The sequence below is a fragment of the Halorhabdus amylolytica genome (assembly GCF_004944975.1).
Taxonomy (GTDB): Archaea; Halobacteriota; Halobacteria; order Halobacteriales; family Haloarculaceae; genus Halorhabdus; species Halorhabdus amylolytica.
Genome location: NZ_SPQG01000002.1, coordinates 13,494 through 28,765, shown reverse-complemented (window position 1 = coordinate 28,765; position 15,272 = coordinate 13,494). Strand labels below are relative to the sequence as shown.

Genomic DNA, 15,272 nt, shown 5'->3' with positions numbered 1-15,272 from the left:
ACTATCATTTAATGAATAGAACTAAATGACTGTTCCGCCACATTGGCCCTATGAATCGAGTTCCGGTTTCTTCGAGCAATCTTAGCAGTGTAGGATATGATGAGACGAATCAAGTTTTAGAGATCGAATTTAACGGTGGAAGAGTCTACCAGTATTTCGATGTCCCCAAACGAATTCACCAGGAACTCATGAATGCTAATTCGCACGGTAAATACTTTCATCGGAATATCAAAGATAACTATAGCCACGATCAGATCAAATAATGCGCATCAATTCAGTCCGTGTCCAAAATTTTCGGAGTCTTCGAGATGCACAGATCGAATTTAATGAGCTAACTGCCCTGATAGGATCAAACGGCGCTGGAAAATCTTCGTTCCTTAAAGCATTAGATCTCTTTTATACAGCGAACACCTCGTACTCCGAGGAAGACTTCTACAATCGCAACACTAACGAAGAAATCAGTGTCCAAGTAGAATTCACAAATTTGGGTGAAGACGCTAAAGAAAAATTCAGCCCATACACTGGTGGTGAAACATTAACCGTAGAGAAAGTAATGGAGTATCCAGATAACCGTGGCAACCAAAGATACCACGGGAACCGCTTGTATAATCCTGATTTCGATGGATTCCGTAATGCAAGTGGTCACAATCTTCGCCGGGAATATGAGGATCTATTTGACAATGGCTACAGTGAGTTGCCGGAGTATCAAAACCAGGAAGAAGCAGAGTCGGTCTTGCGAGAGTGGGAAGAAGAACACCCCAGCCGGTGTGAGCGTAGACGGGATGACGGCCAATTCTTTGGATTTAATTCGGTTGGTCAAGCCGCTCTTGAGGAATTTACACGATACATCTTGATTCCCGCAGTCCGTGATGCAAGTGAGGACGCCGATGATAAACGAGGGAGCCCTCTAACAGAACTAATGGACTTAGTCGTCCGTGCAGCACTCTCGGAACGGGATGAACTGGAAGAATTTCAACGGGCCGCTCAACGTCGTTATGCAGAGCTAATCGAAGATGCATCAGAAGCAGAGCTCAGTCAATTAGAATCCGACCTCTCATCTACGCTCGAAACGTTTGCACCCGGCGTTGGTGTAGATCTTTCCTGGGATACGGAGAATGTCATCGATATCCAGATGCCTCAGGCAGATATCAAGTTGGAAGTAGACGATTTTGTCTCGGAAGTGGAACATGCAGGCCATGGCTCCCAGCGGGCATTCATCATCTCTCTTTTACAAAACTTGGCAGTCCATAGCGAAGACATGAACTCTCCCGATGAAGATGAAGGCGACTACGATCCGAGCCTTATCCTGGGTATCGAAGAGCCTGAACTATACCAACACCCGAATCGCCAGCGCCATCTCATGTCCATTCTATCTTCATTTGATGATCAGGGGATAGCAGGCACAGCTAGTAGCGTTCAGGTCGTATATTCAACACACTCCCCCCTGATGGTGAGTATGAAACGATTTGACGACATACGCAGCTTATCGAAGATAGAAGCTGCAGAAGATCTTCCCAAGCAAACCCAAGTCAAACAGAGCTCATTAGAGACCGTCGCTCGACAGATGGAAGCTGTTTTTGACGCAGATGAAGGAACATTCACCGGCGAATCAACACGTGCTCGTTTGGAACCAGTGATGACTCCCTGGGTTAATGAGGGGTTTTTCTCGGATGTGGTTGTATTGGTTGAAGGGCTTGAAGACCGGTCTGCTCTTCTAGGACGGGCGAGTGCTAGAGATATCGATCTTAGCTCCCAGGGTGTTGCAGTCCTTCCCTGTAATGGGAAAACTAAAATCGGCCGTCCCGCGATAATTTTCGAACAATTAGGGAGATCTGTCTACGTAATGTTTGACTCAGACCACGATGATGAATCAGAGACAGACATCAATAAGCGGTTACTTCGCCTTGTTGACGCGGGAGAAGAAGAAGACTGGCCTTCAGGAGTCTATGATCGGCACGCTTGTTTCCAAGAGAATCTAACCGAATGTATTCGAACCTCTCTTGGACCTGAATTCTATGATGACGCACTTCGGGACGCCTGTGACAAATACGGATACCATAAACAAATTCGGGGAGCAAAGAATCCGACAGTCATGTCTAGTTTATTCGAGACTGCAAAAGAGGATGACCGATCAGTACCGAAGATAGACGAAATCATTGACCAAGTCCTCACTCTAGTATAATAGCGGATCAGTAGCCAAAGAAGAGTACGCACATAATTAGAGAACCTACTCTCTACCTAATTACGATTCAACCCAATGGGCACTGTCTAGTTGAGGGATTGAGGAACGAGCAGGCTGTAGTGAGAGGTGGTCATGACACTCACAGACCTGCTCAAGAAGCGCTTAGACGTGGAGAATCAAGATACTTGGAGAACGAGCGCACGCCGACACTCGTCCGCTGTTTTTGCGATTCGACTTCATTCGATGGGGCTGTCGTTACGTGAAGTCGAGGCTGTTTTAGACTGGCTGGGTGTCGATCGCTGCCACCAAGCGATCTGGTATTGGAAGGAAACAGCCGCAGAAACACAGAGCGACCCGCCGACGGCAGCGCCGTCGTAGGTTGCGGTCGATGAGAAATAGATCGAAGTGGTTGGCGAAGAGTAGTGGCTCTACGCCGCCATCGACACCGAATCGAAGCTCTTGCTAGTACCAACGAAAGCGTGTTGAGCAATGTCGTATAAACGTTGAACGAAAAACTGTCCTGTTGGCTCTTGAAGAAGTAGCGTACCGAATTTGACCCATTTGCCATACGTTTCCCGTTGTCGTCCCTGGCCAGAAGCTAGAGGAAGCCGATTCCGGTCTCTAGGTCGGACGTCATTGGGAGGTGCTCTTTCGCCGCCGCGGTCGCCGCTTGGTCTGCGTAGGCCGTCGTAATCGGCAGCCGGGTCGTTGTATTCGCGACACCGATATGGCACTGTGCCAAGAGATAGACCTGCCGCGTGAGCGTCTCGATATCGGTCCCCCCGTGCTTACGCTCGACCGTGATCGGTCGCGGCGTGCCAGTCGTTCCTTTAGCGAGTGGCTCGGGTTGGCCATACGTCGCGATATATGCCAGGTGTTGCTCGTCGTTGATGCAGGCAATCGCTTTGTCGGGGTTCGCGAATCCGCTCTCCTGATTGACGACTCGGGCAGGCGCCTGCTTGCGCACTTCGACGACGTCGTAGGAGATACCGCGCTCGTCGAGGAACTCGAGGGCCGGCTCGATCGGATCGTTCATGAAGCCGTCACGATGGATGACGATATGGTCGGGGGCGTCGCCGCGGCGCTCTTCGTACCCTAACAGCGACTGTCTAGCGATCCGGCGGAGAGCCGATGCTGGGATTTGTTCGCCTGCCTGTGGCCCTGTGTGTGCGTAACCAAGAACCGCTCCCTCGTTCGTGATCGCAGTCACGGACGCGCCGACGCGAATGCCGTCCTGGCGCCCATCGTCATTGGCGTCGAAATACTGGCCGACGTCGAACGCGAGATAGAGATCGGAATCGCCCGGTAGCGAGCCTTCTACAGTGAACGGAATCCCTCCGGCTGCGCTAATCAGTCCGAGGGCAATATTCTGATGGTAACCAGTCTCCTTCATCGATTTTCGGTCGATCATCTGGGAGTGAAGTCCCTTCCCGGCGAGGACCTCTTTGAGTTCGTCGTAAGGCTGATAAAACGAAGTCAGCGCACCCTCCTCTGGAGGGAGGACTACCAACGCGGCATCGTAGTCGTGGTCGCTCGGGACCTGGCGGCCTACTTGGATGTCGACGTCACCAGGCCCTTCGCTTTTCGGCGTTGGTTCGAACGTGACATCTGACCGGCTGTCCGGCTCGGCCCCCATGGATCTGAGCTTCCGGGAGAACGTGTCCCAGAACGAATCGGCTTGGTCACCCTCCAACTGCTGCGGGTAGACGTAGAGAACGTTGAACGACGCTGGGGGTTCGTAGATGCCTTTCTGGCCGACGTCCTTTGGGTGAGAACCGAGGCGACCGTTCGCGAACTTGAGAACCTCGGCGTCAGTCTCGTATAGCCGTTCAACTCGGAAGTGGGAGTCGCCAGCGAACAGCGGTGCGTCAGCAGGGAAGGAAAGCGTAGTCCCGTCGAAGGGGACATCACCGACTTGTCGCGCGAACTCGACGGCGTCCTCAACGCGAGCGGACGCCGAGCGGCGCATTTTCGGCTGTGCCTCCGCCCAAAAGTCGCCATCGAAGTTCGCAAGGTTCTCAGTGTGTCCCTGAAGAGCCAGTAGCTCTTGTGGGAACGTCTGTTTTCCACCTGAACCCATGGGGTATGCTGTCACAACTCGACGGTTCGCGCTGTCGATTTGTTCGACCTTTTTGTCGTCGATAAGTGGGTTGTCCTCTCGGTGGTAATCGACGACACTCGTCTCGGCGTCAATAGTCGGATCGCGAGCCCGCTCAGACAGGATGCGACCAAGTCGATACCCACGGCCGTTGTAGGTCGTGACCAGTCGAATCCCTGGGTACAGTCGATGGTTCTCGACTTTATCAAGCGTATAGTTGGTCTGGACGCGTGTCTTGGGGTTCACGTGGAGGTAGACCCGTCCGGACGATGCGACGGAGATGGCGCAGTCGAAGCGCTCGTGCAGGCGGAAGTTCCCGGTTCCAGCGTGGATCGGGATGGGGTCGCTCTCCAGGATCTTGTGCATCCCGTGGACGATGAAATTCTGGTCGGCGACGCGCTGTTTGAATGCTTCTTCCACGAGGCGCTGGATTTGCGCTCTTTCGGCCTGGTTCGATAGTTCGAGCGTGCGCTCTCCTGCCTCCTTGAGTCCTCGAATACCCTCGCTTTCGAGATCGCCGTCGCCAGGAATCGGATGGAGAGCTACAACTTCGAGGTCGCCAGCGTACGCCATTGGTGGTGCCCGGTCCCTGTACTCCTCACGGATTTCGCGCATCGCCGTGTACGCTCGCTGGCGGCGCTCGGCAGTAGACTGTGCCTGGTCCCCCGTCGAGATGAGAACGTTATAGACGTAAACCGGGACGTCGTTGATCCGCTGAGCTGCCGGATACGTGGTTAATCCATGGCCGCTAGCCGAAATGTCGCGCGTGTCAACGAGGGCGTCTTCGATCGCCGCATCTTCGTCGTAGTCCGATCCTGTACTCTCGCTGGTGATAGTGCTACTCTGCTCAGTTGCCGTTTGGAAGTCGTTCGTCCCCGACTCAGCCTCTGAGTCAGTTTCCCCGCCGTCATCACCAGCGCTCTTATCAGGCTTGTACTCGTCCGGGACGGTCAAGTCGAACTCCTCTTCAAACGCCTGGATACTCATCGGCGTCAGCTCGATCGTCCACGCGTCGGCGTCAGGATTCCAGGCTCGATGAGTGGTATCCCATGAAAGCCCCTTTAGGCGGCTCTTGACGTCCTCGTCGTACTCGAACTCGATAGCCAGTTTTTCGCCGTATTCGTCTTCAACGATGTCGTAAGAGAACTCGGTCATGCAACACCTCCCTTGGAGGCAGGGATGTACTCAGGCGGCTGTTCACGTTCTTGGGAGTGTTCCTCTTCGTTTTGCTGAACGCGTAGATCAGTGTCTTCGAAGAACGGGTCGTCGGTTTCGATCGTGATCACGTGGCTACTGTGACCCTTGAGATTAGCGACGAAAGAGTCCGTTGCGAGTAGTCCGCCGCGAACGCCGAGTACGCGGCCCTCTCGTGACTCGCCCGCGGATAGCGAGTATTGGTTGGTCGTTAGGCGCTCGTCGAGGGACGGTGCCTCGATAGACGGAACATCGACGACAGCGTCGCGAACGTCCTGTCGGTCGCTATCGTCCCAGAAGTAGCAGTGCTTGAGTTTTTCCGGGATCAGGGCCGCTGTGGCGAGGGCGTCGTCTGTAAGTCGTCCAATGCTGTTCTCCATCGGCTGGTACCACTCATGGCGACGACGCTGAGGCCATTCCTCACCGATAGCCTTCTCAATAATCCCGGCTGCCTTCCGGTTCGGAGCACGGCCGATAGGAATCGCGTGGGAGGCGCCCTGTTCGGCCCAGCGGCAGCGTGCCCGGGACTCCCGACTAATCCCGACCTTGATCCGGTTGGTTGCCGCAAGATAGACAAGATGTGTATGCGAACACGACCGCTGTTTGTAGTCAGGGTAGGGACAAGCCTTGTACTCGCAGTGGGTCGCAGGATGCATCACGCACGTCGTATGAGGGGGCTCTCCCGCACAGTCTGGGCATGGGGACGTCTCGGTTGACTCGCCACAGAGGGTACAGTATTGGTCTTCGGAGATTGTCACTCGAACATCTGTTCCCACGAGTTCGGATAGTGGGAGGTCTGGGCGCTGATGTATCGGTACGCCCGGTTGCGCGAACTTGAGCGCGGGTTCGTCGTTATACCAGGAGACGAAGTCTATGATCCCAATTATCGAGGCAGCATCCGCTGCGACCCGCGGGGAACTGAAGGAAGCGAACGTTTCCTGCTTTCCTTGCATCTACTAGACGTGACACGAAGACAGAGTACAAAAAAACTACGCTGACAAAACAGAAATATTGCTGATGGAGCGATTTGTAACGTTATTCCTAGAATAATCGCATTATTCATAACCCGCCCCGTAGAATCCAGCCTATGAGTAGCGACGAGCGGAAAACTCCCTCTTCAGCTGAGAGTAAAAATACGCATACAGACGAGGAATCAGTCTCGTTTGAGGGCCTAAGTGTCTCTGACCGAATCCATATCGTCCCGCTGGGGTACGAGTACGAGCGAGTTACTGTCCCAGCGATTCGGATGCGTGCAGACCGCGTGTATCTCATCTACCACGAAGGAGACGATCCCGATGAGCGACCAGGGTACTACGAAAAGATTCACGACGATTTAAGAACAGCTGGAATTGATGTTAATGACAACAATGTCTGCAACATCTTCGATATGTATGATACTCTAAGAACAGTTGCCGAACTCATCCAAGGCAATCGGGAACACGAGGTCTACGTCAATCTCGCGTCGGGAGGAAAAGTCACTGCGATCGCGGGTATGATCGCTTGTATGGTCACAGGCGGCGCCGAGCCCATCTACGTGAGTGCTGCAGAATACGGGCAAGACAAAGAGGTACCAGTGGCAAAAAATGTGACGAGCATATCTCGACTCCCAACATACCCAATCCAAGCACCTTCTCGTGACCCTCTCAGACTTCTCCAGTATATCATCAACGAAGGCCCAGTAACGAAACAAGAGTGTATCGAGTTTGCTGTCGCCGCAGGGATTGACCCCCTTGCCGAGCACGAAAACGACGATATACGCGGTTTGTACCGTCTGCTTGATTCCCATTTGCTTAACTCGCTTCGAGAGGACGAGTACGTGGAGACGTACAAGAAAGGCCGGAACAAATACGTCAAAGCGACCGAGGAGGGCCAGAACACTCTCGAAGCGTTCGCTTACATGTTTGACGAAGGCTGACCGCAACTGCGAGACGATGTCTATAGACTTCACGTCCAAGTTATTTGAGAACGTTCCCAACAGTATCGTGCAAGTGAGAAAGAGCAGTCGGGACTCGAATGGACATCGAGAATCAGTGGGTCGAAGAACAGGAGATACTTCGTAGATTTCTGGTTCGCTTCCAAGAGGAAGGGTTGTTTCAACCCCCCTCAACGATTTCAAGCCCCTGACGGGTTGGAAAGGACTCGGTCTTTAGTCAACTCATGCGGATAGGAACTCGCCAGCGCGGGTACAGCGCGCAACTCAAGCCGCATCCGACTGGGAGGCCGCGACATAGAAAGAAGGAGAAGCAACCTTTCTGAGAGAGTAAATTGGTGTCTTCATCTGCCTCGACGGTCATCAAGGAGTCACGGCGTCTGTGATACAAACATTCTGGCTACCCGGCGAGTGAACGCTCTATCTATGGCTGCAACGCCTGCCTCAATAAATTATGGAAGAAAGACCAGGATTTCATCTTCTCGGATGAGTTCCCAATCCGTGGTCGCATGTTCCCACATCTATACATGTGTCTGTTCCACGTCGGAGGAGAACTCGGTTCGCTTAGCGTAGTGTGTGTACAGGGGTTCCGAAGCCGGAGACAATCCAGTTGTCCGTTCGTACAGTTGCTGATTGAGCATCTCCACCTTCTCTTGGCTTGCGCGGTAGAGTTCATTCATTCCGGCGCCGTAGAGGTGGAGGTATAGTCCGTTGGCTTCAAATTGGTGAACGGTGAGCGGTCGCTGAGTCCCTTCTCTTCAATTGCATACTCGTCTACAGGCGGAACAGGCCGACTGCATAGGGAGCGTCCGAAAATCGGAGAGTTTCATGATGACGAGAATCAAAGATTCTTGGATCACTTGGCTCCGTGGCGATTCACGAGACTTCCCCACCCGGAAAGACGATCTCCATCGGGATATCCAATGTTGGATCTTCATCAGAATTGTCATTAGTCTCAGGAAGCGCGGGATAGTCCGCACCGCTGTTTCTCCCAGTCAAACCGACTTTCGCGGCGGTGCCAGCTAAGACAGCTGCGTCAACGACATCGTCAATTCGCCTCTCCGAGATGCGATGGTGCCACGCTGCTTCTTCTCGACGCTCATCGACAAACTCTCTGACATTCTCGTGGAGATCCTTGTCGAGAACATCAAGCAATGCCACTCGGTGGTCCACACCATCCTCACTGTTCTTCGACTGGAGTGGCTCACCGGCTAGCGCCGCAAAGCAAACTTCGGGGTGACCCTCGTAGATACGGTCGATTGCGCCGTTGACTTCCTGGAGGAAAACGTCAACCTCACGAATGCGGGGGAACAGCCACCAACTCTGGCTGCCGAGTGAGTCGTTGTTTTCCTTCTTAGCATCGCAATAGTCATCGCTTTCGACGATATCGCGGGCTGGGACTGAGAAGACCGTGCTCGCTCGATTCTTGAGCATTTCCTTCGCGGCGTGGTCACACTTACGGGTGCCTGATTCTGGCAGCCCGATCGGGATGTCCACCAGTATCGCCTCAGCAGAGTCTTTGTATGCGTGCCAGACGTTCAAGATCGAGGAGTGGGTCGATATGCTGATATCGTCATCGATTGCAACGGTCACCCACAATCCGCTTGCCCAGTCCACCCCAACGTAGGTCATATCGGAAGGCGTCGGGGAAAGTACTTCAAGACATGTGAGATATGAATTCGGCCGGCGACATTTTTGCGGTACTTCACACCCACTCTAGCGCTGCGTTGTGCTGCGCGACATACTCCGGCTTCAAGCTCTCCTCAGGAATGGAGACTCGCTCCCCCGCACGATCGATGATCGTCCGCTGTAACACGTCACTCTCCGTCTCGAACTCGGGATTCACACGCAACCGATAATCCCGATCGATCGTGAACAGCTCACGGTCAAAGGCCGCGTGGTGTGTCTTGCTGAGTGCCAGCACGTTCGAGAGGTCGGCCCGGTGGTCGGGATAGTCACTCCACGACAGGACATGCGCCACGTCCAACAGCCAGGGATGATCCACGCCGGATATCGGACATGTCCGGTCGTGCCGGGACAGCACCGTCGCCCGGAACTCCGGATCAACTGACCGGGCGTGGGTTGTCGCCTCGTACATGCCAGCGTGCATCGCCGTGCCAGACGCGTCCACGGAGGGTGTCCACTCGGAGTCAGCCCACTCGGTGACTGCGCTTTCGACGAACTGGCGGCCATCGGCCGATAACTGATACTCGTCGCCGTGTTGCTCGACGAGTCCCATGCTCCGTAGCCAGTTCACCCGCTGTTTCGCCATGTCCGTCTCGCCTTCACTCCATCCCAGCTCCGGGTGCGTGTCGAGTTGTTGTTCGCTTACCTCGCTCAGAGTCATCGGGCCAGCCGCGAGCGCGTACATGAGGCTCCGGAGGCCGACGTTTCGATCGCACATGATGCGGAGCAGGGTTGAGATATCGCCCGCCGCTCGGTATTCCTGGCCGGCATCGCCGAGTCCCCAGCGATCGTCTGTTTCGTCCAGGAAGCCGACTCTGTGGAGGTACTTGACCCGCCGCATGATCGAGTCCCGGCTTGCAACGTTCGCGAACGCCCCGCGATGCCAGCCGACTAGCTCTTCAGTCGTTGGGTGGTGGGTCTTGACGAAATCCAATATCGCGTCCAAGGTTTCGACGTAGTGATCTCCGCCGCCGAACATTGGGACGATGCTGCGGAGTCGGTCTGGAGGCATGCAGACATAGTGATAGAGCCGGATGATGATCTTTTCCCCGATATAGCGTGTTATAGATACGTTCGAAAACCTGTTACAGTCCTCGATTGATGGTCAGTACAGCAGGATAACCAAATATCACAGAAATTTAATATAACTAGAATATTATAGTTTTCTTGCTGAATATATAGGCTGCATCCATTACGGCACTTTTGTATATTTCGAGCTATCGCTTCTGAACAGGCTGCTTTCTAGGGGATTGAATTGATCGTGCTCCCTTATCTACGAGAACAACGGTTCAGAAATCCATTACGTAGTGGTGAGGCAAATGGATATGGAGACCGCTCCACTGCCACCTGAAGCGAAGCTTTCTTCGAACGAATCACGGAGACGAGCGAGAGCACGTTTGATCTGGGATTTCTTCAATGGCGGTCGGGCATGACGAGCCTTTGAGATTTCAGAAGTGGGCGATCTGATCCAGCGTCAACCCGAGACCCGGCGTATCTACACCAAGAATTGCTCAATCTGATCGAAGCGGAATACCACCATGGCAGCAAAACCGGAAATACAGTTTCAGCCGTTCTAAAGTGAGAATTTCAGAATTTTCAATCGTCTGAGGGGGCTCCGACGTCAGTATCGAGGTATCGGTGGTATTCAAAGTAGTTCTGTTCATCAATATCCTCGACTATTTCTCGAATTCCCCCCTCCAGATATTGCTCCATAATCTCCTTCAATTCCTCTGGAGAGGTATCCTCGTGTCGACGCTCAATCATCGTCCGGAGAACCTTGTCCTGATCTAGCGATTCCATTTTTATCGGCTTATTCGTACTTTCCGGTTCTTCACGCCGCTCTTCTTTGAACCCAACTGCAATCGCCAGATTCGCTATCTGAGTGTTTTCCACCGGATTGCCGTCGTTGTTCTTCAATGTCTCATTGATCGAGGTCGCTACCTTCTCGAATTTCTCGGTCGTAACGTGAACGGTTTGAGCTCCGGAGATTTCGTCGAATTTCATCATTTCACTTTTTTAAGTTTTGAGTCCTTTCCCTCAGGCTTGATTTCGTAGTGAGCACCAATTTCCTGCTGAACGGATTTACCGAGATCACGGAGTTCCGAATCCGTTACGAGCAACAGAAGTGGCTCATCTAGTGACGCAAAGAACTCTCCCTGTGCTTCACTGTTGGTCAAATCAAGCCGTCCAGCAACGGTATCGAATACGACCGTCGAAGAATAACGCGCATACTTATTGAGACCGAAAATAAAGCTGAGAGCGGTTAACTGCGATTCACCAGCCGACGGCTGATGATTAACCATATCTTTTGTCTCGCCATCAACTTCGACTAGCTGGAGAACATAAGAATCGTCCTCATCCGGGGTTCCCCGGAAATCGAGTCCCTTGTAACGTTCGTTCATAAACTCAGACTGCGCTACCTGATCGAACACCTCATTCATCTCATCCCGGATCTTCTTCCGTTTCTCTCGGACATGCTTCTCACGTATCGTTTTCAGTTTCTCAATAGCAGTCTTGGCCGCCCCAATCTTGTCAGTAACCTCTTCCAAATCCTTGTTCGAGGAACGCTCCTCCCGCTTATTCTCTAACTTCTTGATCTCCTGCTGTATTTTCTGAATCTTCTTTTCTCGATCCTCTATATCCTCACGAAGATCTCTGATATCGTTTTCAAGCTGCTTGATGTTCTGTTCCAACGTGTCTCGCTCACTTTCCTCCGGAAGACCTCCTAACTCATCTAACAGTTCATCACGCCGATCCTGCTTTTCCTCGATCTTACTCGTGATTTCTTCAAGGCGGACCTGCTTGTCCCCGGGAGCATCTTCGGGTGGTTCAACAGAATCAAGTCTGTCCCGCATCTCACGTAGTTCAACAATTCTTTCCGTAATTTGCTCCTTCAAGTTTTCATCGTGGTCCTCGTGATCGTGCTGCTTCAGATATTCAATATCATCATTCCCACAGATTGGACACTCGCCCTCTCTGGCTTCCTCAGTTAATTCATAGATAATCTGGTTACGCTCAATCTCCGACAGCTGCTCATCGTATTCCTTAATCTGTCTCTTAAGCTCCTGCTTCAAATCGGCTACATCATCAAATAGAATAGCGTAGCGAAGTTCCTTCCACGATTGGTTCAACTCAGAAAGGATCTTGACCTTATCTTGTTGAAGAACCTGAATTTCCGCTTCCAAGTCGTTGATCTCCTCGATCTTCTCCTCATTTAGCTCTTCGAGCTCCTCACGTGTCTCCTCCAGTATCTTATTCTTTTCCTGAATCTTGTCACGATCATCCTCATTTTGCTCTTTCAGGTCCTTGATATCATCGCGGTACTCCGATATCTCCTGCACAATCTCGTCGCGCTCACTTGCTTCCTCCTCAATCTTATCTCGACGAGGAATCAACCGGTCCTCTAACAGATCCTCAAGATCGTTTTGAGCATTGATTATTGTTCGATGCTTGAGAACGGTCTCAATTTCACGCTTCACCTGCTGCCCGGCATCCTCCTCAATCAGCCTCTGGATCCGTTCACCGTCTAAAAAGAAAAATTCCTTCAGCTGCTCAGGTAGGATCTCTTCAATCTGGTTCTGAGCCTCTTCATCAGAATAGGTATTGGTATTTCCGATTAATGTCGTCTCTTCGTAGGCACGGCCTTGTGTATGGTTGAACCGGTCAATTTCCCGGATGAGAGTATAGCTCCGTTCCCCCTCTTTGAATTTAATTTCTACCGACATTTTCTCTTCTCGGTCCTGCTTTGCACGTTCGTTCCAGTGCTCCGAATAATTCGTACCGGGTCCATCTCCACCGTATAGACCCCACTGGATCGCTGTATGAAGACTGGTCTTTCCTCCTCCCTGATCACCTTCTACTACGTGTATGGAACCATCGCGATCGGTAAGGTCCAAGTGGGAATCCCGGTATGGCCGGAAGTTGACTATCTCTACAGATTGTAGTTTCATTTTTTATCTTCGAGGTAGTTATCTAAGAACCCTTCAAGAGCGTCTTTCTTTCCGCGACGTCTTGTTTTGTAGAGTTGCTGATCCTCCCAGTCGAGAATTTCCCGTAACATCTGTTTTGTGTGGAAGTCCTTAACTTCCTCATCTAGGATATCCTCGATGTCCGGATCAATTCCTGTCATTCGAGATCGTACTGCGTGATGGCACGACTTAATCTTAAAATACGGGGATCATTCTCCATCTTATTCGCTGCATCGGCATTCATAATACGTAGACGCTGCAGTTCGCGCTTAATCAGCGAAATCTCAGCAGGGACAAGATCAGCCTCCCCTGCTTTGATTTTCTTAAGATCAGCTGGTAAAGTGACGAAGTCATAGAGATGGGCCGGTTCATCACTTTCTGCTTCACGCAAGATACGGCCACGTCGCTGCACGGCCTCTCGCTCCGTGGTAGAACTTGTTACCAAGATAGCGGAGTCACACTCAGGTACGTCGATACCCTCTGTAAGGCAATCAATAGAAACCAAGACATCAATTTTCCCTCCCTCAAAATGAGTTAACAGATTCTCTTTTTCGCTGGAGGGGAGACGACCGAGGAATATCGAGACGGTCTTCGTAGTATGATCGTCGACTTCCTCGACAACCTGTTCAGTGTGCTCTTCAGTATTACAGTAAACTAAGGTCCGTGTTCCTGCTTCATCAATCAACGACCTCGTAACATCAAGTTTAGCTGAACACTCCTTAACAATCCGAGCTCGATCCATCACCTCAACCTTCAGATCCGGATGCCGATCTGATACCTCAATTAGAGACTGGTCCTCATAGGACTTGTACGTATTATACAGGTGGGAAATCTCGGTAGAATGATCACGGAACCGCTTCCGTTCGCTGTCCGACAAGACAACCGGGTGAATGTGGTATTCGTACTTGCTAAGCACTTCGTATTCTTCTATTGCATCTTCTATTGATATTTCGTGGATAGTGTCCCCGAAATATTCGATAATAGCTTCATCGCCGGGATCGTCACGGAATGGCGTAGCACTCAAAGCGATTCTGGCTCGATCCGCTTCCAGATCCGGGAAGATAGTTCGGCGGAGATTAGAACCCAAGTTGTGTACCTCATCCGCAATCACTGCAATCCCCGACTCCTTATTCGAATTCACTCGTTCGATGACGTCTTCCATCGTGCTAGGATGCATTGTTGACACCACGAACAGAGGATCCGACCGCTCAGTAAAGAGATAGTTCTGCAAACGTTCACGCCAATTCGTATCTCCCAGACACCGGACGATACTGCTCTCCGGGAAGAACCGCGTGATATTGTCACCATCTACCCACTGATTGACCAAGTCCTTCGTCGGAGCAAAGACAACAACAATATCGGAGTCCTCAACCGCGTGCTGCATCGCCAAAAGCGAGGTCCAGGTTTTCCCTGTGCCTGTCGCGTGATCAAGAACAAGTCGATTCCCGTTATCAAGAAATCTCTGGATAGCCTCTTCTTGATACGGCCGCAGTTCAATATCCTCACGGCCGCTTACTCCGTCACTCCCGCCAAGAATAACTTCATCCCAGTCGGGCTCGGACTCCGGGGCTTTCTCGATTAGATCCCTGCGAAGCGCCTCCGGAAAATCGAACACAGCAGACTCCGGATCCTCATCATTCCATAGCTGCTCAAACTCATCTATCTGCTTATCCAGCCGGGTTTTCTCATCCCACTCATTTTCCTCAGATTTCATCCAATTCCGGAAAAGGCTGAAGCTCTCTCGATTCTGCTGCAACGCTTTGAACGACTCATTAGGCGATCCGGTAATCCCGATCGCGTTATCCTCGTCATCTCTGAAAATAGCAATCTTCTGATGCCACTCTGCCTCTTGCTGTGTCTGTAACCTTCCCAATTCATCGGTTACCACACCAACCTTGATTTGCAGAATATCCTCGGCAACTAACCATGCCAAGGCCTCAATCACCTCCTCACGGCTCCCCTGCTTTACCCTCTCCCACTCAATCCGTTTTGACAAAACCTCGTCAGAGTGACCCTGATTAATCGCTTCAATATCTTCCTCGTAAAGCACAACTCCAGGAAGAAGGCGAATTGTCCCACCTTTCTCGATGAATTCAGGCAGTCCTTCAGAAAACAGCTCCAAAACAGAAGACGAAAAGCTGCCGGTTATCCGATCGTAATAAGTCGAGTGCTTGAGCGCAGGAATAAAGAACTCCTCCAAAATATCCACGTGCC

The 15,272-nt window shown here is 51.8% G+C and carries 11 protein-coding genes and 1 pseudogene; 4 read left to right on the top strand and 8 right to left on the bottom strand.

Features of this window, described 5'->3' with window-relative positions; translation table 11 throughout:
* Positions 1 to 50 precede the first annotated feature (50 nt).
* The 3 genes and pseudogenes from E3374_RS02665 to E3374_RS18060 form a co-directional block, all read left to right on the top strand.
* Positions 51 to 263, top strand: coding sequence for a KTSC domain-containing protein (locus E3374_RS02665; RefSeq protein ID WP_136687483.1), 213 nt, complete (start codon positions 51 to 53; stop codon positions 261 to 263).
* Positions 263 to 2,182, top strand: a complete 1,920-nt coding sequence (locus E3374_RS02660; RefSeq protein ID WP_136687480.1) for an AAA family ATPase — start codon at positions 263 to 265, stop codon at positions 2,180 to 2,182. Before E3374_RS02665 ends, E3374_RS02660 begins: the two co-directional genes overlap by 1 nt.
* A 132-nt stretch (positions 2,183 to 2,314) precedes the next feature.
* Positions 2,315 to 2,602: pseudogene (locus tag E3374_RS18060) on the top strand (IS6 family transposase); the annotation flags it as partial.
* A gap of 178 nt (positions 2,603 to 2,780) precedes the next feature.
* Here E3374_RS18060 and E3374_RS02655 read toward each other — a convergent pair.
* Positions 2,781 to 5,435, bottom strand: coding sequence for a Piwi domain-containing protein (locus E3374_RS02655; protein WP_136687478.1), 2,655 nt, complete (start codon positions 5,433 to 5,435; stop codon positions 2,781 to 2,783).
* A complete protein-coding gene (locus E3374_RS02650; RefSeq protein ID WP_136687476.1) occupies positions 5,432 to 6,427 on the bottom strand; it encodes a DUF2797 domain-containing protein in 996 nt (331 codons plus the stop codon). The genes E3374_RS02655 and E3374_RS02650 overlap by 4 nt, the downstream gene beginning before the upstream one ends.
* Positions 6,428 to 6,561: 134 nt before the next feature.
* On the opposite strand from E3374_RS02650, the gene E3374_RS02645 reads away from it, so the two are divergent.
* On the top strand, positions 6,562 to 7,389 hold the full coding sequence (locus E3374_RS02645; protein ID WP_136687474.1) for an HFX_2341 family transcriptional regulator domain-containing protein: 828 nt from the start codon (positions 6,562 to 6,564) through the stop codon (positions 7,387 to 7,389).
* 891 nt (positions 7,390 to 8,280) lie between these two features.
* Here the strand turns inward: E3374_RS02645 and E3374_RS02640 are convergent.
* The 6 genes from E3374_RS02640 to E3374_RS02615 form a co-directional block, all read right to left on the bottom strand.
* The gene (locus tag E3374_RS02640) at positions 8,281 to 9,036 is read right to left on the bottom strand and encodes a DUF429 domain-containing protein (protein ID WP_136687472.1); all 756 of its coding nucleotides are present in this window, start codon (positions 9,034 to 9,036) and stop codon (positions 8,281 to 8,283) included.
* 73 nt (positions 9,037 to 9,109) lie between these two features.
* Positions 9,110 to 10,102, bottom strand: a complete 993-nt coding sequence (locus E3374_RS02635; protein ID WP_211194899.1) for an HNH endonuclease — start codon at positions 10,100 to 10,102, stop codon at positions 9,110 to 9,112.
* A 584-nt stretch (positions 10,103 to 10,686) separates the two neighbouring features.
* Entirely contained in the window at positions 10,687 to 11,094 is a 408-nt protein-coding gene (locus E3374_RS02630) for a hypothetical protein (RefSeq protein WP_136687470.1), read from the bottom strand.
* On the bottom strand, positions 11,094 to 13,040 hold the full coding sequence (locus E3374_RS02625) for an AAA family ATPase (RefSeq protein ID WP_136687468.1): 1,947 nt from the start codon (positions 13,038 to 13,040) through the stop codon (positions 11,094 to 11,096). The genes E3374_RS02630 and E3374_RS02625 overlap by 1 nt, the downstream gene beginning before the upstream one ends.
* Positions 13,037 to 13,219 carry a hypothetical protein gene (locus tag E3374_RS02620; RefSeq protein WP_136687466.1) on the bottom strand — a complete coding sequence of 61 codons (183 nt, stop codon included), beginning with the start codon at positions 13,217 to 13,219 and terminating at the stop codon, positions 13,037 to 13,039. The genes E3374_RS02625 and E3374_RS02620 overlap by 4 nt, the downstream gene beginning before the upstream one ends.
* Positions 13,216 to 15,267 (bottom strand): DEAD/DEAH box helicase family protein, encoded by a 2,052-nt coding sequence (locus E3374_RS02615; RefSeq protein WP_169051759.1) that lies wholly within the window; start codon positions 15,265 to 15,267, stop codon positions 13,216 to 13,218. Before E3374_RS02615 ends, E3374_RS02620 begins: the two co-directional genes overlap by 4 nt.
* Between the last annotated feature and the right edge of the window lie 5 nt (positions 15,268 to 15,272).